The organism is Pseudomonas sp. TE21394 (genome assembly GCF_054057835.1).
Map to the genome: position 1 here is coordinate 2036391 of NZ_JBSRZR010000001.1, position 18572 is coordinate 2054962.

General features: G+C 64.8%; 13 protein-coding genes. 6 read left to right on the forward strand and 7 right to left on the reverse strand.

The genetic code is table 11. The features are described 5' to 3' along the window. Positions 1-52: 52 nt before the first annotated feature. The 3 genes from ACVWZT_RS09450 to ACVWZT_RS09460 all read right to left on the reverse strand — a co-directional run bounded on the left by ACVWZT_RS09450 (position 53) and on the right by ACVWZT_RS09460 (position 4015). Complete coding sequence (locus ACVWZT_RS09450; protein WP_457469061.1) at positions 53-1651, reverse strand: MFS transporter; 1599 nt, start codon at positions 1649-1651, stop codon at positions 53-55. Between the two features lies 1 nt (position 1652). Then, positions 1653-2915 (reverse strand): OprD family porin, encoded by a 1263-nt coding sequence (locus tag ACVWZT_RS09455; protein ID WP_457469063.1) that lies wholly within the window; start codon positions 2913-2915, stop codon positions 1653-1655. 188 nt (positions 2916-3103) lie between these two features. Further along, the gene (locus ACVWZT_RS09460) at positions 3104-4015 is read right to left on the reverse strand and encodes a LysR substrate-binding domain-containing protein (RefSeq protein ID WP_296232809.1); all 912 of its coding nucleotides are present in this window, start codon (positions 4013-4015) and stop codon (positions 3104-3106) included. 279 nt (positions 4016-4294) lie between these two features. Here ACVWZT_RS09460 and ycaC (ACVWZT_RS09465) point away from each other — a divergent pair, with 279 nt between their 5' ends. Beyond that, positions 4295-4924: an isochorismate family cysteine hydrolase YcaC gene (gene ycaC / locus ACVWZT_RS09465; RefSeq protein WP_296232474.1), complete on the forward strand. Its 630-nt coding sequence runs from the start codon at positions 4295-4297 to the stop codon at positions 4922-4924. A gap of 640 nt (positions 4925-5564) precedes the next feature. Here ycaC (ACVWZT_RS09465) and ACVWZT_RS09470 read toward each other — a convergent pair. Both ACVWZT_RS09470 and ACVWZT_RS09475 read right to left on the reverse strand, forming a co-directional pair. Then, positions 5565-7352 (reverse strand): monovalent cation:proton antiporter-2 (CPA2) family protein, encoded by a 1788-nt coding sequence (locus tag ACVWZT_RS09470; RefSeq protein WP_457469065.1) that lies wholly within the window; start codon positions 7350-7352, stop codon positions 5565-5567. Positions 7353-7528: 176 nt separating this feature from the next. Beyond that, positions 7529-8506: a GlxA family transcriptional regulator gene (locus ACVWZT_RS09475; RefSeq protein WP_457469067.1), complete on the reverse strand. Its 978-nt coding sequence runs from the start codon at positions 8504-8506 to the stop codon at positions 7529-7531. Between the two features lie 181 nt (positions 8507-8687). Between ACVWZT_RS09475 and ACVWZT_RS09480 the strand changes: the two genes are divergently transcribed. Further along, positions 8688-9050: a helix-turn-helix domain-containing protein gene (locus ACVWZT_RS09480; protein WP_296232478.1), complete on the forward strand. Its 363-nt coding sequence runs from the start codon at positions 8688-8690 to the stop codon at positions 9048-9050. 72 nt (positions 9051-9122) lie between these two features. Then, the gene (ycaC, locus tag ACVWZT_RS09485) at positions 9123-9749 is read left to right on the forward strand and encodes an isochorismate family cysteine hydrolase YcaC (RefSeq protein WP_296232479.1); all 627 of its coding nucleotides are present in this window, start codon (positions 9123-9125) and stop codon (positions 9747-9749) included. 54 nt (positions 9750-9803) lie between these two features. Here ycaC (ACVWZT_RS09485) and ACVWZT_RS09490 read toward each other — a convergent pair whose 3' ends face one another. Further along, on the reverse strand, positions 9804-14852 hold the full coding sequence (locus tag ACVWZT_RS09490) for a trifunctional serine/threonine-protein kinase/ATP-binding protein/sensor histidine kinase (protein ID WP_457469068.1): 5049 nt from the start codon (positions 14850-14852) through the stop codon (positions 9804-9806). Positions 14853-15090: 238 nt separating this feature from the next. Here ACVWZT_RS09490 and ACVWZT_RS09495 point away from each other — a divergent pair, with 238 nt between their 5' ends. From ACVWZT_RS09495 to ACVWZT_RS09505, 3 genes are all read left to right on the forward strand, one after another. Next, positions 15091-16089, forward strand: a complete 999-nt coding sequence (locus tag ACVWZT_RS09495; RefSeq protein ID WP_296232482.1) for a response regulator — start codon at positions 15091-15093, stop codon at positions 16087-16089. Continuing rightward, the gene (locus ACVWZT_RS09500) at positions 16086-16454 is read left to right on the forward strand and encodes a response regulator transcription factor (protein ID WP_457469070.1); all 369 of its coding nucleotides are present in this window, start codon (positions 16086-16088) and stop codon (positions 16452-16454) included. Before ACVWZT_RS09495 ends, ACVWZT_RS09500 begins: the two co-directional genes overlap by 4 nt. Before the next feature lie 108 nt (positions 16455-16562). Next, positions 16563-16991: a DoxX family protein gene (locus tag ACVWZT_RS09505; RefSeq protein WP_457469072.1), complete on the forward strand. Its 429-nt coding sequence runs from the start codon at positions 16563-16565 to the stop codon at positions 16989-16991. A gap of 72 nt (positions 16992-17063) precedes the next feature. Here ACVWZT_RS09505 and ACVWZT_RS09510 read toward each other — a convergent pair whose 3' ends face one another. Continuing rightward, on the reverse strand, positions 17064-18554 hold the full coding sequence (locus ACVWZT_RS09510) for a YifB family Mg chelatase-like AAA ATPase (protein ID WP_296232485.1): 1491 nt from the start codon (positions 18552-18554) through the stop codon (positions 17064-17066). Positions 18555-18572 lie beyond the last annotated feature (18 nt).

The following is an 18572-nucleotide window of genomic DNA, read 5'->3' on the forward strand; positions in this document are numbered from 1 at the left end:
GTGAAAAAGGGGCCGGTAATCGGGCCCCTTCTTCACTCCTTCGGTGCCGGCGTCAATGGTGAGCTTTGTGCTCACCGCCTGCCAGCAGATGCCGGATCTTCACTTCCACTCCAACGGTCTGCAGCATCCGCACCCGCGCCTCGATCTTCAGTTCGCCCCGTGTCACCCGATGGTGATGGCGCAGATGCTCCAGCCACGACTCCTCGAAGAAGAACTCCAGCCACAACGCTGGATCGGCACTGTCGCGCATCAACCCCCACGACAATGCGCCATTACGCTTGCGCATCGCCTCCAGCTCCCGCGCTGCCCGCTGGAAAGCTGCGGCCTTTGGCGGTTCGATGTGGTATTCGACGGTGACCATCACTGGCCCATGGTCCTGGTCCAGGTCGTCGCTCAGCACCGGCACCGGCCAGTGCAGCGACGGTGTCAGCTCTTCGGCTTCGGTTTCCGGCAGCGTCACCCTGCAGGTCAGCAAGGTGCCGAATGCCAGCCCGCCTGCGGCCAGCAGCAGGCTCAGGGTGATCGATGCATGACTGGCCAGCGTGCCCCACAGCAGCCCGCCAGCGGCCATGGCGCCAAAGAAGATCAGGATGTATACCGACAACGCCCGCGCTCGCACCCAGGCCGGCACCGCGGTCTGCGCCGCCACTTGCAGGTTGGACAGCACGGCGATCCACGCCGCGCCGCTGAGCAGCATCGCCGGGAGTAGTACATAGAAGTCGCGCACCAGCGCCAGGGCCAAGAGGAACAGGGCATACAGCAGGCTGGCCAGCATCACCAGACGGTCGCGGCTGATGCGTTCGCGCAGGCGTGGCAGCAAGGTGGCGCCAGCTACGGCGCCAATACCGATGGCCGCCAGCAGCAAGCCGAAATCTGCTGCGCTGCCGCGCATCTCGCCACGCACGATCAGCGGCAGTAGTGAAGTACCGGCACTGGCGCAGAAAAAGAACGCCAGCGCGCGCAGCATCACCGCCTGCAACGGCTTGGCGCTGCGGGCAAAGCGCAGCCCGGTGCGCATGGCGCCAATGAAGCGCTCGGCCGGCAGCAGTGGCTCCTTCACCTCGCGTTTCCACAGCAACAACACCAGGATCACGCCGGCGAACGAGACGGCATTCAGGGCAAAAGTCAACCATGGGCCGACCATGCTCACTACCAACCCCGCCAATGCCGGGCCGATGGCGCGGGATACGTTGATGCCGACACTGGAAAGCGCCACTGCGTTGGCCAGGTCCTGCTTGCCTACCAGCTCTGGCGTCAGCGCGCTCCACGCCGGCATCATCAGTGCCGTACCGATGCCCAGCGCCAGGGTCAGTACCAGCAGCAAGGCGACGTTCATCAGCCCGAGCAAGGTCAAGGCCGCCAGCACCACGGCCACGCCGGACATCCACAGCTGCACCAGCAACAGGTAGCGGCGCTTGTCGACGATATCTGCTGCGGCGCCGGCCGGCAGGGCCAGGAAGAACATCGGCAGCGAGCCGGCCACCTGGATCAGCGCCACGTGCAACGGGCTGGCCGACAGCGTGGTCATCAGCCAGCCGGCGCCCACCTCGTGCATCCAGGTGCCGATGTTCGAGGCAATGGTGGCGATCCACAGCATGCGGAAGGTGGTGTTGCGCAACGGGCTCCAGGCGCCTGAAGGGGAAGTGCTCATGTCAGAAGCTGCCTTTGAGTGGGTATTCGATGATCAGGTAGAGGCGATCGATGTCATCGCCGGCCTGGGCCTGGTTGGCGCGGTGGCTGACATGCGAGAGCGACAGGCTCAAGTCTTTGGCGGCCCCCGACTGCACCACGTATTTCAGGTCGATGTCGCGCTCCCAGTGCTTGCCGCCCTTGCCATATTGGCCTACGTAGGCGCCGCGCGCCGGGGCGTGGCTGCCGTCGATGCCGCGGCCGCTGACGTAGCGGCCCATCAGGCTCAGGCCGGGCACGCCGAGGGTGGCGAAATCGAGGTCATGGCGCAGTTGCCAGGAGCGCTCGCCGGGGCCGTTGAAGTCGGCGTACTTGATCGAGTTGGCCAGGTAGATGGAGTCGCCACCGACGAAGTCGAACGGGGTATCGCCTTTGACCTTCTGATAGCCCAGGCTCAGCGCCTGGGCGCCGAAGCTGTACCTGGCCAGCAAGCTGTAGGCGAGGGTGTCGATCGCCCCGGCGCTGGCGTTGCCGGTGTCGCGGGTCTTGTACAGGTTACCGTCCAGGCGCCAGTTGCCCTCGGCGAGGTTCAGGTTGAGATAGGCCTGGCGCCAGGTGTCCTGCAACTGCCCGGCGTACAGCGCAGCGCCGAATGGGCCTGGGGGCGCGAAGGTGGCGCCGGCCAGGCTGATGGCGCGGTTGGCGGTGCTGGCGCCGTAGCCACTGAAATCATCATGGGTAGCGCTGTTGTCCTGGTTGTTGAACGCGGTGAAGCGCCCGGCCTGCAGGCGCCAGTCGGGCAGGCTGCGGTTCTCCAGCAACCAGCCGGTGGCGTATTCCGGGTGCAGGCGTTTGTCGGCGGTATCGAACACCGGGGTTTCCACGGTCATCTCGCCGTAGCGCACCTGGGTGTCGCCCAGGCGCAGCTTGAGTGCAGCGCCGGCACTGGAGTAGCCGGACTCGGCGCGGCCATCACTGTCGCGCGGCAGCAGGCCGGTACCGGCATGGCCGCGACCGCCGTCGAGCTTGAAGCCGAGAAAACCGTGGGCATCGATACCGACGCCGAGGGTGCCCTCGGTGAAGCCGGAACGGATGTCGCCGATGAAACCCTGGGCCCATTCCTGGCGGTAGTTCTGGCCGCTACCGGATGGCGAGCGGAAGTCGCTGTGCAGGAAATAGTTGCGGCTGAGCAGCGACCAGCCGGGTTCGTCGGCCTGGCTGAGGGCCGGGCAGAGGGCGAGGGTGGCGAGCAGGGCGCGGCCTGGTCCGTGGGTGGCGCGGATCATGGGGGCTCCGGGGGGGCGATGATCCGAGACTGTGGGGCAAGGATAGGTCAGGGGTCTTGTAAGTGTGTGCTGGCGTGGGTTTGCCTGTGCCGGCCTCTTCGCGGGGCAAGCCCGCTCCTACAAAAGGTCGCGTTCCCCTGTAGGAGCGGGCTTGTCCCGCGAAGAGGCCGGTACAGACAACCTTGAGCTCAGGCCATGTCGCTGATCGCGAACTCCTCGGCCAGGTGATCGATCAACGCCCGTACCGACGGCAGCAACCCCCGCCGTGACGGGAAGATCGCATGCACGATACCGCAGCGCGGGTGCCAACCCGGCAACAGTTCCACCAGCCGCCCGGACGCCAGGTCCTCGCGCACTGCCACCCGCGGCAGGTGCGCGATGCCCACACCAGCGACTACGAAATGACGCAGGGCGAACAGGTCGTCGGTGACCATGCGTGGCGTATGCGGGATGACGATGCTGTGGCTGGTGTCCTCGCCCTGGAACAACTGCCAGTGGTATTCGCGTTGGGCGCTGCCCCAGTGCAGGCTGGGCAACGTGCCGAGCAGCTGCGGGTCGAAGTCCTTGGGCAGTCGCTCCAGATATTGCGGCTGGCCGACCAGGCACTGGGTACTGTTGCTCAGCACCTTCATCACCATGTCGGTGTTTTCCAGTGGCGGGAAGCGCACCCGCAGGGCGACGTCGAAACCTTCGTGCAGCAGGTCGACGCGGCGGTTGGTGCTCTCGATGAACAGTTCCACCTGGGGGTACTTGAGCATGTAGCGGGTCAGCATCGGCCCGACCCAGGAGTTGAGCAGTGTGGTCGGGCAGCTGATGCGAACCAGGCCGCGCGGTTCGCTGCGGTTGCGCTCGATGATCTCCGCCGCGCCCTCGGCTTCCACGCGCATGGCCAGGCAGCGGTTGTAGTAGGCCTGGCCGATCTCGGTGAGCGAACAATGGCGGCTGGTGCGGTGCAGCAGGCGCACGCCCAGGCGGTCTTCGAGGTCGGCGATGCGCCGGCTGAGTTTTGACTTGGGCATGTCCAGCGCGCGCCCGGCCGGGGCGAAGCCGCCATGCTCCACGACTTGGGTGAAGTAGTAGAGCGAGTTGAGGTCTTCCAATGATCGGTCTCCAGGCATGTGGTTGCCTGTGCCGGCCTCTTCGCGGCTGAAGCCGCTCCTACAGGCGCAGCGCAGGTTCAGCTCCGGCGCGATCCCTGTAGGAGCGGCTTCAGCCGCGAAGGGCCGGCACAGCCCCGACAAATCTGTCGTTCATAAATTAGAACGCTAAAGCCAAATTCTGCTATCTACCGCCGTAAAGGTGATGATTTTAATCTGTGCTCATCAACACGAAACACCTTCAAATGCTGAAAAATTCATAAACCCTTAGGAGCACAGACCATGAGCAAATTCACCTACAACCGCCTGAACAAAGACGACGCCGCAGTCCTGCTGGTCGACCACCAGGCTGGCCTGCTGTCGCTGGTGCGTGATATCGAGCCAGACAAGTTCAAGAACAACGTGCTGGCCCTGGCTGACCTGGCCAAGTTCTTCAACCTGCCGACCATCCTCACCACCAGCTTCGAGCAAGGCCCGAACGGCCCGCTGGTACCCGAGCTGAAAGCGCTGTTCCCGGACGCCCCGTACATTGCCCGCCCTGGCCAGATCAACGCCTGGGACAACGAAGACTTCGTCAAGGCGGTGAAGGCGACTGGCAAGAAGCAACTGATCATTGCCGGTGTGGTGACTGAAGTGTGCGTAGCGTTCCCGGCTCTGGCGGCTCTGGAGGAAGAGTTCGACGTGTTCGTGGTGACCGATGCTTCCGGCACCTTCAACGAAATGACCCGTGATGCCGCACACGACCGTATGAGCCGGGCAGGTGCGCAGCTGATGACCTGGTTCGGCGTAGCCTGTGAACTGCACCGCGACTGGCGCAATGACATTGAAGGGCTGGCGGCGCTGTGCTCCAACCATATTCCGGACTACCGCAATCTGATTACCAGCTATAACGCCCTGACTGTTGGTAAGTAACAGCGAGGATTCTGGTTCAAGAGGCCGACCCTGATTGCAGGGTCGGCCTTTTTTTTTGTCAGTGGATGGCTGCGATGTGCCCGCCTTGATGGCATACCAGAGCCGCCAAGGGCTCGCCTTGAGATTTGCAGCGCCTGTGAGATCGAGCGCCGCGCGGGCGGCGCTCGACTGACCGACGCTGAAAAGCTCAAGGCATGCGCTTGGTAGCATTGACTCAACAACCCGCCAGGCACCTCATGCGTTCTGAATTCCAGAAACAAGAACAGGGCCTAAGCCCTCTTGTCGTTTCGCTGTACCTCCTACATCTGTTTCGGGCCAGTACCTCCTGTGAGGTCACCGGTGTCCGCCTTGTTTGTCCCATTCATAATCGAAGGCATCGCTGCTGCCGTTCCACCTATCTCCCGCCATGCGCCAAGGGTGCGAGCGCCAATGGTGCAGGAATAACTGGCCCGACACAGAGGTAGGAGCGGATTTATCCGCGATGCGCCGCGCGGGGGGCGCTCGACTGACCGACGCTGAAAACCTCAAGGCATGCGCTTGGTAGCATTGACTCAACAGCCCGCCAGGCACGTCTCATGCCTTCTGAATTCCAGAAACAAGAAGAGGGCCTAAGCCCTCTTGTCGTTTCGCTGTACCTGCCTCAATCCGCATCCGAAGCAAACAACCGCTCCAACTCCACCCGCGCCTCCTTGGCCGTCTGCATCACCTTGGCCCGGTCATCGCGCACCTGCCCCTGGGCCAACAGCACCTCTTCGTCATGTTGGGTAAAGCGCTCGATGCGGTCCGCCGCCTGCTCGTCGCTCAAGCCCAGCCCCACCAATGCCCGGCGGGTCATCTCGAGGCTGGAGTAGAACGTCTCGCGAATCGGTTCGGCACCCGCATCCACCAGTTTGTGCACATGCTGGCGGTTACGCGCTCGGGCGAGCACTTTCAGGTGCGGGTACAGGCGTTTGACCCGCTCTGCCGTATGGATGGCGGCCTCCGGGTCATCGATGGTGATGATGAAGTACTCCGCCTCACCCACCTTGGCCGCATGCAGCACCTCGGGGCGCAGCGGGTCGCCGTAGAAAACCGGCACCTGCTCGAACATGCGCGTCATCTCGATGGCATCCACCGACGTTTCCAGGGCAACGAACGGGATCTTCTGGGCGCGCAGGATGCGCGCGACGATCTGGCCCATGCGGCCCATGCCGACGATTACCACCCGTGGCGTGTCGGTCTGGATCTGCTTGTACTGCTCGGGCACTTCACGCACCGCTTGCGGGCGCTTGAGGGCGCGGGCGCAGCCAATCATCAACAGCGGGGTAATCGCCATCGACAAGGTGATGGTCATCAACAGCAGGTCGTAGGTCTGGGTGTCGAACAGGCCCTGGTCCTTGCCCAGCTTGAACACCACGAAGGCGAACTCGCCACCTGCGGCCAGCACCATACCCAGGCGCAGCGCGCTGGCGCTGTTCAGGCCACCGGCCAGGCGGCCGACCCCGATCAGCAGCATCAGCTTCACCGCCACCAGCGACAGGGTCAGGCCCAGCAGCACCAGCGGCATCTCCAGCAGCAGGCGCAGGTTGGCACCCATGCCGACGCTGATGAAGAACAGCCCCAGCAGCAAGCCCTTGAACGGTTCGATCTGCGATTCCAGCTCGTGGCGGTATTCCGAATCGGCCAGCAGCAGGCCGGCAAGGAAGGCACCCAGGGCCATGGAGATACCGGCTTGTTCCATCAGCCAGGCGGTGCCGATCACCACCAGCAGCGCGGTGGCCGTGGATACTTCCGGCAGGCGCGTGCGGGCCACGGTGCGAAACACCGGCCGCAGCAGGTAACGGCCACCGACAATGACCACGGCAATGCTGGCGAACACCTTCAGGCCATGCCCCAGACTGTCGCCGCTGCTGGTGTCCGGGCCGCTGGCGGCCAGCAGCGGGACCAGGGCGATCAGCGGGATCGCGGCAATGTCCTGGAACAACAGGATGGCGAACGCCAGGCGGCCGTGTGGCGCGTTGAGCTGCTTGCTCTCGGCCAGGCTCTGCAGGCCGAGGGCGGTAGACGACAACGCCAGGCCCAGGCCGAGCACGAGGGCTGCTGGTAGCGTCTGGCTGAAGCCGAACAGGGCAATGGCGCCGATCACTGCGCCGGTCAGCAGAACCTGGGCAGTACCGACACCGAACACCGCCTTGCGCATCAGCCACAAGCGCTTGGGCGACAATTCCAGGCCGATGATGAACAGCAGCAGGACCACGCCCAGTTCGGAAATGTGCGCCACGCTTTCGGTGTCGCGGATCAGGCCGAGTGCTTGCGGGCCGATGATCACCCCGGCAAGCAGGTAGCCGAGCACGGCCCCCAGTTGCAGGCGCTTGGCCAGGGGGACCGCGAGGACTGCGGCGAACAGGAAGATCACCGCAGTTTGCAGAAGGCTGCCGTCGTGTGGCATTGGCTCGTACTCCATGAGCTGCCGGGGCAGCATTAGACCAGTTTGGCGGACAATTCTGGGGGCTGGGGTGAAGGCAGACAATCCGCCTGGGCGGAGAAAGATTGTCCCGAATTTGATGACAGCCTGTGCCGGCCTCCTGGCCGGCATGCCCCGCGAAGAACGCAGCGCTGATCCAGCTATTCATCGCCTCCGAACTGCGCCCGATACTGCGCCGGCGTCATGCCGATCCGCTCACAGAACACCTTGCGCATATGCCGATCGCTGCCGAACCCGCACCGCGCCGCCACCACCTTCAATGGCAAATCGCTGCCTTCCAGCAGTTTGCGCGCCCGGTCGATGCGCGCGTTCTGCAGATACTGCAATGGTGTGATGCCCACCTCGCGCTGGAACGTGCGGGCGAAGTTGCGCCCGCTCATGGCCACCAGGTCGGCCATTTTCTGTACGGTGAACGCCTGCTCGATATGGTCGACGATGTACGCCTGTACCCGGGCGATCGGTGAATCATCCCGTGGCACCGCTGCCAGCAACGGCCCGTAGGGCGTCTGCCCGCCCTGGCGATGGCGGGCGACCAGCAGCACTTTGGCCACGTCCAGGGCCAGCGCCTTGCCGTGATCCTCGGCGACCACCGCCAGCGCCAGGTCGATACCTGCAGTGATGCCGCCCGAAGTGATCAGGCAGCGGTCGATCACGTAGATCTGCTCGGTTTCGACCTTGGCCTGGGGGAACGCTTGGGCCAGGCGCTCCACGTAGTTCCAGTGGGTGGTGCAGCGATAGCCATCCAGCAACCCGGCCCGGCCCAGCAGGAACACCCCGGTGCAGATCGCACCGAAGCGCCTGGCCTGGCGCACGGCCTGGGGCAGCCAGCGCTCGATCCCGGGCAGGGCAATGTCATAGGCGCCCGGGCCACCTGGTACCAGCAACAGGTCGACGGTCTCCGGCAGGTCTTCCAGGCGCCGGTCAGCGACCACTTTCAGGCCGCATGAGCCGCGCACCGCTGCCTGCCCCTCGGCCAAGGTCAGCAGCCGGTACTGCCGTTCTGCGGGCAGGAACCGATTGGCGATGGCGAATGCATCCATGGGGCCGGTGACATCCAGCAGCAACACATCGTTGAACAGCACCATGGCCACGGTGCGGTGGGCGGGTTTTTCCTGCATACCTCTTTCGCCTTGAATGTCGGCCGCTGGCAGCGGCCAGAAGCTGAATACGAAACGTATCTTATGGTATCGGCAAAACAGCCTGGGCCAGCAGCGCACAATTAATAACAATTCAGCTTTGGCTCAGGACTTTGTCATGCGCCGGGGGCGAGACTTTCCGCCATTGAACAGGAGAGTCGCCATGCACCCTGGGACGCCCGAAGCGCCGCTGCAAACCCCCGGCGCACTAACGCCCGCGCGGCTGCGCCGGGCCAAGGAACTGATGTTGCACAGCTCGTTGTCGATCATCGAGATCGCTGCGGTATGCAACCTCACCCGCAGCCATTTCTCCCGCGCGTTCAAAGTGACTACCGGCCTTTCGCCCCAGGCCTGGCGCCTGCTGGCGCGCATGGAAAAGGCCAAGCGCCTGCTCGCCACCGAGGCGCCCATCACCCACGTGAGCCTGGAGTGCGGCTTTTGCGACCAGGCCCATTTCACCCGCGCTTTCAGCCGTCTGGTTGGCCAGCCGCCGAAGGCGTGGCGCCAGGCGCAGGTACTTTCTTAAACCGTAGCTATCCGCCGGTATAACCCCCGCGGACAGTGCCGGCCCTTTATCCCAACCCAAGGAGTCACCCCCATGAGCCAACCCGATTACAAGCGCTTGAACAAAGACGACGCGGTGGTGCTGCTGGTCGATCACCAGACCGGCCTGATCTCGCTGGTGCAGGACTTTTCGCCCAACGAGTTCAAGAACAACGTGCTGGCGCTGGGCGACCTGGCCAAGTTTTTCGGCCTGCCGACCATCCTCACCACCAGCTTCGAGCAAGGCCCCAACGGCCCGCTGGTGCCCGAGCTGAAGGAAATGTTCCCGGACGCGCCATACATTGCCCGACCAGGCCAGATCAACGCCTGGGACAACGAAGACTTCGTCAAGGCAATCAAGGCCACTGGCCGCAAGCAGCTGATCATCGCCGGTGTGGTCACCGATGTGTGCGTGGCCTTCCCGGCCCTGTCGGCGCTGGCAGAAGGCTTTGAAGTGTTCGTGGTGACCGATGCCTCGGGCACCTTCAACGAGACGGTGCAGCAGGCGGCCTGGGTGCGCATGACCCAGGCGGGTGCGCAGATGATGAACTGGTTCTCGGTGGCCTGTGAGCTGCACCGCGACTGGCGCAACGACATCGAAGGGCTGGGCAACCTGCTGTCGCAGCGCATCCCCAACTACCGCAACCTGATGAACAGCTATGCGGTCTTGAGCGCGCGTTGAGGTAAGCCTGCGCCGACGGCTTCGCGGGCTTATTCGCGAAGCCGCCGGTACAGTCTAGGAGGGATTCACCGGCAGGGTGAAACGAATCCGGCACCCACCCAGCTGCGACACCAGCGCCTGCAATTGCCCGCCGTGCGCCTGAGCCACCGAGCTGCAGATCGCCAGACCCATGCCCATGCCACCGGTCTTGGTGGTATGAAACGCATCGAAGACACGCTCGCGCTCGTCCGCGGCAATCCCCGGCCCATTGTCGTCCACGCAGATTTCCACGCCATCCTCGACCAGCGCCGAGGCAATCCGCAGCACGCCATCACTGCGATACCCCGCCAGTGCCTCAAGGGCATTGGTGATCAGATTGAATACCAACTGTTGCAACTGCACCGGGTCGGCTGTCACGCATACCCCGGCCTGTAGTTGCGTCTGCACGTCGACCCTGCCTTTGCGGGCATCGGCCGAGGTCAGGCGCACCACCTCGCGGATCAGCTCGTCCAGTTTCACCGCCTTGAGCTGCATCGGCGACTGCTTGGCCAGTGCCCGCAGCGCCCGCACGATGTTGGCGGCCCGTTCGCTGTCGTTGCGGATGTCTTCCAGGCCGGCAATCGCTTCTTCCAGGTCGGGTTTGGCGCGCTTCAGCCAGCGCAGGCTGGCCGCGGCATTGGAGGCAATGCCCAGCAACGGCTGGCTGATTTCATGGGCGATCGAAGCCGACAACTCGTTCATCACCTGCAAGTGCGCGCTGCGCGCCAGTTCGGCCCGCGAGCGGCGCAACTCGTCTTCCATCTGGGCGCGGGTCTGGTTGTCTTCGGCCAGGCGGGTATAGAACTTGGCGGTTTGCAGCGATACCGCTGCCTGTGAGGCGAGGATTTCCAGCATGGCCAGGCGCTGGCTGCCGAACAGGTTCGGCACCAGGCGGTTTTCCAGGTACACCAGGCCGATCAGCACGCCCTGGATCACCAGCGGCAGGCACAGCACCGAGCGGGCATTGCGCGCCTGCAACTGCTGGCGGAAAGCCTCCGGGCAATCGCTGAGGGCATCGCTGATTACCAACGGTTTGCGGGTGCGCATGGTGGCGTTGATGACCGACAGCGGCGCCTGGGTCATGAACCTCTGGCAGTTGTCCATGCTCACGTGCAGCCCGTCATCATCAATGTAGGCAAGGGCGGCCATCTGGAACTCGGCACCACTGACGATCAGCAGCGCGCCGTGGTCGGCGCCGGAGTGCTGGGTCAGGTGGCCCATCAGGGTTTCGATCAGGCCTTCGAGCAGCACTTCCTCGGACAACGCCCGCGCGGCTTCGATACCGGCTTCCAGGTCCAGGCTGGCCTGCTGGGTGGCGCGATAGGTCTCCTGGACCGGCTGGGTGCGCAGGAACGGATGCAGCGTCTCCAATTGGTGCACCTTGCCGCTCGCGCCCCAGATATGGAAGCAGTCGCGGGCGATACGCAGGTGCAGGTTGGCGCCGGAAATCAGGCCGCTGGGGATGCACACCTCGGCCAGTTGTTCATGGGCCAGCGCCTGCTCGTGGATGAAACCGGCAGCAGTAGCAGCGATCTGCGCCTGGTCGAAGCAGCGGATCGCAGCCAGGCCGTCGCCTTCGAGCTTGGCGATCACGCCCTCGATCAGCAGCAGCTTGTTGCGGAAGGTGCCCGGGTTGAAGCCGGCCCAGCAGCTGAAGCGCTCGCGCAGGGTGCGCAGCTCGCGCAGCTTGTCGGCCAGGTTGCCGGGGGCCTCCGGGCTGCCCAGGGCCAGGCCGCGGAACAAGTGGTAGTCGGCCAGGTTGATGTGTGCCGGTGCAGCCCAGGCGTAGTCAGCGGCCAACGCGAGATTGCGCATGGCCTGCGCAATATTGCCCATGTAGAAGGCGCCCATGCCGGCGAACAGGTGCTGGAAGAACCGCGTGGTAGGCGATTTCGACGAGGCGGGCGAGGCCGGGCAAGGCATGCCGCCAAGGGTCGCGACGAACGCTTGCTGGGCCTGCAGGATCAGTTCGATATCGCGGTAGCCGTGGCGCCGCACGGTGGCCAGGCCTTGCGCCACTTCTTCGACCACTTCCGGCAGGTAGCGGCCCATGAACAGTGAGTCGGAAACCAGGTGGTTGCAGGCATAGCAGCTCATCGCCAGGTCGCCGCTCAGGCGCGTCGAGCCGACTGCGTCCAGCGCGGTACGGCGGGCGAACTCCATGGGCGAGGTCCAGGCGCTGACCTGGTCCAGGGCCAGCAGGGCGCTGGTCAGGTCGGCCTCCAGACCGTGCCGCTCGATCAGCTTGAGTGCGGCCAGGCAATAGGCATGGCCGTCATGGTAGGCACCGAAACGCTCGGCAATCATCACCCCGTACCAGGCCATGCCGTAGATGCTGCCCGGGGCGACGCCATGCTGCAGCGACATTTCCATGAGCTTGGCCAAGTGCAGGAAACAGATGTCGTCCTTTACGAAGAACGATGATGACAGCGTGGCGAGCAGGCTTATGGCAACCGTCACTTCCTCCGAGTCGGTGCGCGGCAGCGACTCCAGGCAATGCCGACCTTTCTGTTCGACCAGGCTCTGTACGTGGGCATGGCAGGCCTCGACCTGTTGCCAGTCGACGCCCCGTGTCGGGTTTATACCCAGCAGGTCCAGGCCGGAAAGGGCGCTGTCGATGGCCGCCTGATAGTCGCCGCGCAAGGTGTGCAGCAATGCTTGCAGGCGGCACGCCCGTGCCAGGTCCAACGCCGATTGTGCGCGCTGGCGGCATACCTTGAGACGGGCTTCGGCGCTGTTCGTCCGTGATAGCTGAATGTCGCATTCCGTCGCTTTGCAGGCGATGGCAAAGCCATGCGTGGTGCGGCTTTGCAGCGAAGCACCGTGCTGCAGCAACTGCTCGGCGGTATGCAGGTAGTCAGCGGCTTGCTCGAAGGCGCCACGGTCGCGTGTGCGTGATGCCGCTTCGCGGAGAAGCTGCAGGAACGCTTCGCAGTCGTCCGCTGCAAACCCGCACGGGCTGGCGCGTTGCAGCTGGCTGGCGAGTTCGAACAGTACCTCGTGCAGGTGACCAGCCCAGACCTGGCGCATGGCCAGGACAATACGTGCATGCAGCGAGGCGCGCTCGGACGCCGGGGTAAGAGCGTAAGCGGCCTCCATCACCCGGTCATGGGTGAAGCTCAAACCGTTCGCGCCTGGCTGCAGGAAACCCGCGCCAATCAAGGCTTTCAACGGTTCGCCTGGCGGTTGGGCGAGTACCTGCCGCAGCAGGCGCTGATCGCAGCGGCTGCCCGCCGCGCCGGCGACCCGTAGCAGGTCGCGTTGCGCTACGGGCAGGCGCCCCAGACGCTGGATCATCAGGTCGGCGACATTGTCGGCGTAGCAGTGTCGGGTCACGGCTTGCAGGCACCACGACCAGCGCATGGCATGAGTGTCGAAGGTGAACAGCTGGTCTTCGACCATGGCCTTGAGGATCTGGTTGATGAAGAACGGGTTGCCGGCCGTCTTGTCATGAACCCTTTCGGCCAGCGGCAACGCCTCCTCGGGGGTGACGTGGTAGCGCTCGCCAATCAGTTCGGTTACCGCCTCGACAACCAGCGGTTGCAGGTTCAGCGTAGTGCTGCGCAGCGTTGCGGGTATGGCCAGTGGCGCGCTGCTGGTGGGCGCGTCGTTGTTGCTGGCGAACATCAGCAGCAGGTTATCGGGCGCCTCCGCCAGCGTTTGGGCCAGCAACTGCCGGGAGGCGTCGTCGGCCCATTGCAGGTCGTCGAAGAACAGTACCAGCGGTTGTCCAGGGCGGCTGAAAACCTGGAGGAATTCAATGATTGCGTGCAATTCCTTGTGCAACTCGAGGCGCGTGAGTTTGGCCGGCAGTTGCGGCTGCGGGCCGAGAATGAGCTGCAGGTCCGGGGCCAGTTTGCCGAGCAGGCGGCCATGGCCTTTGATGCGCTGCAGGATCTCGCGGCGCAGGGTGTCCAGGGCCTGGCTGTTCTTGGCCAGCAACTGGGTGGTCAGCGCACCGAGTATCTCAACCCAGGGCGTGTAGGGCACGGCCTGGGCCAGGCTGTTGCACTTGCCGATTGCGTGGTAGCCCTCGGTGTCGGCCTTGAGGGCGGCTTCGACCAGGCTCGACTTGCCCATGCCGGCAGCGCCGTTGACGAGCAGGACTTGTGGTGCGCTGTCGCGGCGCATGGCCTTGAACAGAAGGGCGATTGCCTGCTGCTCGGTGCGGCGGCCATACAGGCGCACGCGGCTGGGCACGACCGGGTCGGCGCAACCTGGGGTGAAGGGCGCCATGGTCCGGGTGGCAGCCCACTGCCGCTGGCAGTGAGCCAGATCTACCGCCAGGGCGCGGGCGCTCTGGTAGCGGGTGTCCGGTTCTTTGGCCAAAGCCTTGGCCAGGATCAGGCTGAGGGGCTGTGGCACCTTGCCGTTCACTTCGCAGGCCGCCCGCGGCTGTACGCCGGCATGCAGCTGCCGCCAGTGCTGGATATCGCGGCCGGCCAGTGGCAGCTCGCCCAGCAATAGCTGGTAGAGGATGGCGCCCAGGGCATAGATGTCACTGCGGCGGTCGCTGCTGCTGCCGTGCGGGCAAACCTGTTCTGGCGCCAGGTACGCCCAGTTGCCGAGCGGGGCGCCCTGGTCGCTGATACGCTGCGCGTGGTCGGCGCGAAAGAAGCACAGCCGCACCCGCTGGTTGGCATGCAGGCACACATGCCCGGGCTGCAGCGCACCGTGCAGCACATTGTGTTCGTGCGCCTGTGCCAAGGCATGGGCAGCATTTACCGCGATGTCCAGAAACGGCGTCAACGCCAACGGGCCGTCGGCGAGCAGGTCGGCGACCGACCGGCCGGCCGGGTACACCAGCAATGGGCCTTCAGCCGAGCGCACGAACGCCGACGGGATTACCGCCCACAAGGGGTCCAGTTGCAGGCGGTAGTCACGTTCCAGGCGCTGGCAGGCGGCGGGTGCTTCGATCGGGGCGCGCACGGCGATCCAGGCCTGACGGGTGGCCGCGTCGCGCAGACGGAAGTAGCTGAGCTCGCCTTCCTGGCCCAGCGCGCTGATCTCGCATCGGTTCAGCCAGCCCTCGTCAATCGACTGGTCGTAATCGATGGGCCTGTGGGCAAGGCGTTCATCGAGCATAAAGCACCCCCGCTAGCGACATCCTGAGGCGCGAGTATACGCAGCGGGCCCAGTGCTGATGCGGGTTACAGCTTGTTTGGCAGGAACGGGCACGCTGTTGTCCGTTATCGTCCCCTGGCAGCTGGCTGGCTTTTGTATAGTCCTCAGGCCAACCTATCCCTCGGGATAATTGCCTGAACGCTTTCGCTGGCCTAGGCTGCCCAGGCAGCGAAAATGCCCGTGCCCGCGCGAGGAAGCCATGATCCGAATAGGCAATGCCCAGGTGTCGCTGGAGCGGCGCGAAGTGTTTGTCGACGGCAAGCCGATCCTGTTGGGTGGGCGTGCTTTCGAGGTACTCGCCACGCTGATCAGGGCCAACGGCCGGGTAGTCGGCAAGGACGAGCTGTTCAGCCAGGTATGGGCCGGCACGGTGGTCGAGGACAACAATCTGCAGGTGCAGGTGTCCATGCTGCGCAAGGCCTTTGGTGACCGCAGCCTGATCCAGACCGTGCCGCGTCGCGGCTACCGTCTGGCTGCCGAAATCAGCCTCGAGGTGCCAGGCCAGGCACTGGGCAAGTCGGTGCTGCGCAGCGTGGCTGAACCTGTCGAGCCACTCGATGAGCGTTTGAGCGTGCCGGTGCCGGTGCTGGTGGTGGATGACGACCCGTCGGTGCGCAGCGCCTTGGGCCGCCTGTTACGCTCGCAGGACATCCCGCATCACTTGTTCGCCAGTGCCGAGGCGCTGTTCGAAGCCCGCCTGGAAACCCCCTGTGCCTGCCTGCTGCTGGACATGCACCTGCCCGGTACCAGCGGCCTGGAGGTTCAAGACGCGCTGCGCCGGCTGGCGTTGCCCTGGCCGATTGTGTTCATGACCGGCTTCGGCACCATCCCGATGACCGTCCAGGCCATGCGTGGTGGGGCGCTGGAGTTTCTCACCAAGCCGTTCGACGAGGACCAGCTGCTGGCCCTGTTGCAGGCGGTGCGTGCCCGCGCTGTGGTCGAAGGCCGCAAGTGGCACCATGCGCGGCAGGTCGAGGAAAAGTACCAGCGCCTGACCCAGCGTGAACGCCAGGTTTTCTCGCTGGTGGTTGGCGGTTTGTCGCACAAGCAGATCGCCAGGCAGATCGGCACCAGCGAGGTGACCACCAAGGTGCACAAGAAGAACATCATGAACAAGATGCAGTCCCGCTCGCTGCTGGAGCTGGTGGCCATGCACAACGTCCTCGGAGCACGACCTGAGGGCCTGGGCGGCGCATGAGCAGAGGGGTGTGCATCGTCGACGACGATGCGTCAGTGCGCAAAAGCCTGGCCAATCTGCTGCGTTCGGCGGGGTTCGACACCTTGACGTTTGCCGCTGGGGAAGCCTTCCTGGCCTCGCCCCTGTCGGGCGAGGCGGGCTGTGTGTTGCTGGACCTGAAGATGCCGGGCATGAGCGGGCTGGAGGTACAGCGTGAGCTGGCGCAGCGAAGCTGGCGCTTGCCGGTGATCTGCATGTCGGCGCATTGGGATGATGGCTCGGTGCAGGCGGCGATGGGGCAGGGGGCGCTGGCCTGCCTGGGCAAGCCGTTTTCTGAAGAAGTATTGCTCAAGGCGGTAGAAGAGGCACTGGCCGACAGCCTGTGATGCCCAGGTTCCTGTGCAGATGCTGCATGGCAACTCAGCACACCTGCACAATCAACTTACCTGGCGCTGCGCAATGCTCTTGGGCTGATCGACCAGAGAGCCATCGTCATGCCTCGCCTGAAGCCCTTCCTCGACGCCCCATCGCCACGCCTGACCGCCAGCGGCTTGTTGTTCCTGCGGGTCATGGCCGCCTTGCTGCTGCTGTTCATCCATGGCCTGCCCAAGTTGTTGAACTGGAACACAGAGCTGCAGCGCATTGAAGATCCCTTCGGCCTGGGCGCGGCGCTGACGTTGGGGCTGGCGGTATTTGCCGAAGTGGTCTGCCCGCTGCTGCTGATACTGGGGGTTGCCGCACGTCTGGCTTGCTTGCCGGTGCTGGCGGTACTGCTGATAGCGCTGGTGGTGGTGCACCCGGACTGGACGCTGGAGCAGGGGCAGTTTGCCTGGTTGCTGGTGGCGCTTTATGGCGGGCTTGCCTTGACGGGGCCGGGGGGCTATTCGGTTGCCGGGCTTTGCTGTCGGAGCAAGGCTGCCTGATGAATGTCGAGGCCGCTGTGCTGCCCATCGCCGGCGAGCCAGCCCCCACAGGTAAAGCGCAACGCTGACCCGCTAGCTGCTCCCCGGCCGGTACTGCAGGGCCTCGGCCAGGTGCGCCCGGCCAATCGCCTGGCTACCTTCCAGATCGGCCAGCGTTCGCGCCACCTTCAATAACCGGTGCGCCGCGCGCAACGACAGGGTCAGTCGCTCACAAGCTCCCTCCAGCCAGGCCTGCTCCGCTGCTGCCAGCCCGCAGTGGCGGCGCAACCCCTCAAGGTCGAGAAACGCATTCGCGCACCCCTGTCGCCTTTGCTGAACGTCCCGTGCCTTGGCAACATTGGCGGCGACATCGGCACTGGTCTCACCACACGGCTGGTTATTCAGCGTGGTGCTCTCGCGGGCCACGGTCAGGTGCAGGTCAATTCGGTCCAGCAACGGCCCGGACAGCTTGTTGCGATACCGCGCTATCTGCTCGGTGCTGCAGCGGCAGCGCCCGGTGGGATCGCCCAGGTAGCCGCAAGGGCACGGGTTCATTGCCGCCACCAGTTGGAAACGGGCAGGGAAGCGCACCTTGTCGCGGGCTCGGGCAATCACGATCTCGCCGGATTCCAACGGTTCGCGCAGCACTTCCAGCACCCGCCGCTCGAACTCCGGCAGCTCGTCCAGAAACAGCACGCCATGGTGGGCGAGGGTAATTTCGCCCGGTTGTGGTCGGCTGCCGCCACCGACCAGTGCCGGGCCGGAGGCGGAGTGGTGCGGATGGCGAAAAGGCCGCTGCGGCCAGCTGCTCAACGGTGTGTGACCGCTCACCGACTGGATCGCAGCCACTTCCAGTGCCTCATGCTCATCCAGCGGTGGCAGCAGCCCCGGCAGGCGGCTGGCGAGCAAGGTCTTGCCAGTGCCGGGTGGGCCGGTGAACAAGAGGTTATGCGCCCCGGCCGCGGCCAGTAGCAGTGCGCGCTTGGCAGCCAGTTGGCCTTGCACCTCGCTCAGGTCCGGGTAGGGGCGTTGCTGCAGTATCAGGCCGTTGGCGGCATAGGGCGGCAGCGGTACCTGGCCGTTCAGGTGGGCGACCAGTTCCAGCAGGTGCCCCACCGCATACACCACCAGCCCGCCGGCCAGGCTGGCTTCCTCGGCATTCTCGCATGGCACCACCAGCGCCCTGCCTGCTTCGCGTGCTGCCAATGCCGCAGGCAGCACCCCCTGCACGGGGCGCAGTTTGCCCGACAAGGCCAGCTCACCCAGGCATTCGAGCTCGGCGAGAGGGGGCGTTGGCACCTGGCCATCGGCGGCCAGGATGCCCAGGGCGATGGCCAGGTCGTAACGCCCACCGTCCTTGGGCAGGTCGGCGGGTGCAAGGTTCTGGGTAATGCGCCGTGGCGGGTAGTTCAGCCCGGAATTGACGATGGCGCTGCGCACCCGGTCCTTGCTTTCCTTGACCGTGGTTTCCGGCAGGCCAACCAGGGTGAGATGGGGCAAGCCATTGGCCAGGTGAGTTTCGACGCTTACCGCCGGTGCCTGCACGCCCACCTGGGCGCGGCTGTGGACGAGGGCTAGGGACATGGACGCTCCGTTGTCGCT

Coding starts and splice junctions, on each gene's coding strand:
- ACVWZT_RS09450 (WP_457469061.1), bottom strand. CDS start 1,651: ATGAGCACTTCCCCTTCAGGCGCCTGGAGCCCGTTGCGCAACACCACC.
- ACVWZT_RS09455 (WP_457469063.1), bottom strand. CDS start 2,915: ATGATCCGCGCCACCCACGGACCAGGCCGCGCCCTGCTCGCCACCCTC.
- ycaC (WP_296232474.1), top strand. CDS start 4,295: ATGAGCAAATTCACCTACAACCGCCTGAACAAAGACGACGCCGCAGTC.
- ACVWZT_RS09470 (WP_457469065.1), bottom strand. CDS start 7,352: ATGCCACACGACGGCAGCCTTCTGCAAACTGCGGTGATCTTCCTGTTC.
- ACVWZT_RS09475 (WP_457469067.1), bottom strand. CDS start 8,506: ATGCAGGAAAAACCCGCCCACCGCACCGTGGCCATGGTGCTGTTCAAC.
- ACVWZT_RS09480 (WP_296232478.1), top strand. CDS start 8,688: ATGCACCCTGGGACGCCCGAAGCGCCGCTGCAAACCCCCGGCGCACTA.
- ycaC (WP_296232479.1), top strand. CDS start 9,123: ATGAGCCAACCCGATTACAAGCGCTTGAACAAAGACGACGCGGTGGTG.
- ACVWZT_RS09490 (WP_457469068.1), bottom strand. CDS start 14,852: ATGCTCGATGAACGCCTTGCCCACAGGCCCATCGATTACGACCAGTCG.
- ACVWZT_RS09495 (WP_296232482.1), top strand. CDS start 15,091: ATGATCCGAATAGGCAATGCCCAGGTGTCGCTGGAGCGGCGCGAAGTG.
- ACVWZT_RS09500 (WP_457469070.1), top strand. CDS start 16,086: ATGAGCAGAGGGGTGTGCATCGTCGACGACGATGCGTCAGTGCGCAAA.
- ACVWZT_RS09505 (WP_457469072.1), top strand. CDS start 16,563: ATGCCTCGCCTGAAGCCCTTCCTCGACGCCCCATCGCCACGCCTGACC.
- ACVWZT_RS09510 (WP_296232485.1), bottom strand. CDS start 18,554: ATGTCCCTAGCCCTCGTCCACAGCCGCGCCCAGGTGGGCGTGCAGGCA.